Source organism: Streptomyces bobili (assembly GCF_002154575.1).
In the GTDB taxonomy this organism is placed as follows: Bacteria; Actinomycetota; Actinomycetes; order Streptomycetales; family Streptomycetaceae; genus Streptomyces; species Streptomyces bobili.
The window spans coordinates 1-1678 of sequence record NZ_MUBA01000570.1; the positions used below are offsets into that span (position 1 = coordinate 1).

The following is a 1678-nucleotide window of genomic DNA, read 5'->3' on the forward strand; positions in this document are numbered from 1 at the left end:
GGCCTCGGCAGGCTGCGGCGGAGGCGGTGAGGTGGGGGCGCCGGGGCGGATGTGTCGGGCGGAGGCGGTGAGGGGGCACCGGGACGGACGCGTCGGGCGGAGGCGTCGAGGCGGTGCCGTAGCCGAGTTGTGCACCAGGTGGCGTCAGCTGTCTTGACGTGTCCATGTGATCCCTCTTCCATGGAAGCGCGGTTGTGGGAGCGCTCCCACTCGTTCCGGCCCGCGCCCCCCGAGAGGAAGCAGCGACATGTTCCGCACCTTGCGCAGAGCGCTGTGCGCGGCCGCCGCCGCACTCCTGCTACCGCTGATCCCCCTGGCCTCGGCGCCGCCGGCCCACGCGGCGGACGCCGTGGGAGCGGGCTACTGGCACACCAGTGGACGCCAGATCCTGGACGCGGCCGGACAGCCGGTCCGCGTCGCCGGCATCAACTGGTTCGGCTTCGAGACCTCCAACAACGTCCTCCACGGACTCTGGTCCCGCGATTACAAGAGCATGATCGACCAGATTGGAGCGACGGGATACAACACCCTCCGGCTTCCCTTCAGTGACGACATCCTCAAGCCCGGCGCCGCCCCCAGCAGCATCGACTTCTCCGCAGGGAAGAACGCCGACCTGCAAGGCCTCACCTCTCTCCAGGTCCTGGACAAGATCGTCGGCTACGCCGGCCAGCGCGGCATCAAGGTCATCCTGGACCGCCACCGCCCGGACGGCGCGGGGCAGTCGGCGCTCTGGTACACCCCGGCGGTCCCCGAGTCGACCTGGATCGCCAACCTCAAGTCCCTCGCGGGGCGTTACGCCGGCAACTCCACCGTCGTAGGCATCGACCTGCACAACGAGCCGCACGACCCGGCCTGTTGGGGCTGCGGCGACACGACCAGGGACTGGCGGCTCGCGGCCCAGCGCGCGGGGAACGCCGTCCTCTCCGTCAACCCCGACCTGCTGATCTTCGTGGAGGGCGTGCAGACCTTCAACGGCGTCTCCGGATGGTGGGGCGGCAACCTGATGGGCGTCGCCCAGTACCCGGTGCAGCTCGACGTGGCGAACCGGGTCGTCTACTCCGCCCACGACTACGCGACCAGCGTGGCCCAGCAGAGCTGGTTCAGCGACCCCGCGTTCCCCGCGAACATGCCCGGCATCTGGGACAAGTACTGGGGCTACATCTTCAAGCAGAACATCGCCCCGGTGTGGGTGGGCGAGTTCGGTACGACCCTCCAGTCGACGGTCGACCAGAAATGGCTGTCGGCGCTGGTGGACTACCTGCGGCCCACCTCCACGTACGGCGCGGACTCCTTCCACTGGACCTTCTGGTCCTGGAACCCCAACTCCGGTGACACCGGCGGCATCCTCAAGGACGACTGGCAGACGGTGGACACGGTGAAGGACGGCTACCTGACGAGCATCAAGGCGCCGGGCTTCGCGAGCGGGGGCGGGGATCCGGGCGGGCCCGGTGACCCGGGCGGCCCCGGCGGCGGTACGGCCGCCTGCGCCGCCGCGTACACGGTCGGCAGCGACTGGGGCGGCGGCTTCAACGCCGACGTGAAGGTCACCAACACCGGTACCACGCCGATCAGTTCGTGGAAGGTGACCTGGACCTGGTCCGGCTCCCAGAAGGTCACCAGCATGTGGAACGCGTCCCACACCCAGACCGGACCGACGGTCACCGCGACGAACGCGGCC

At 69.5% G+C, this 1678-nt stretch carries 1 protein-coding gene; it reads left to right on the forward strand.

The annotated features are described in order from the left end of the window. Positions 1-247: 247 nt before the first annotated feature. A partial coding sequence (locus BZL64_RS33740; protein ID WP_086772904.1) for a cellulase family glycosylhydrolase occupies positions 248-1678 on the forward strand: 1431 nt, incomplete at its 3' end.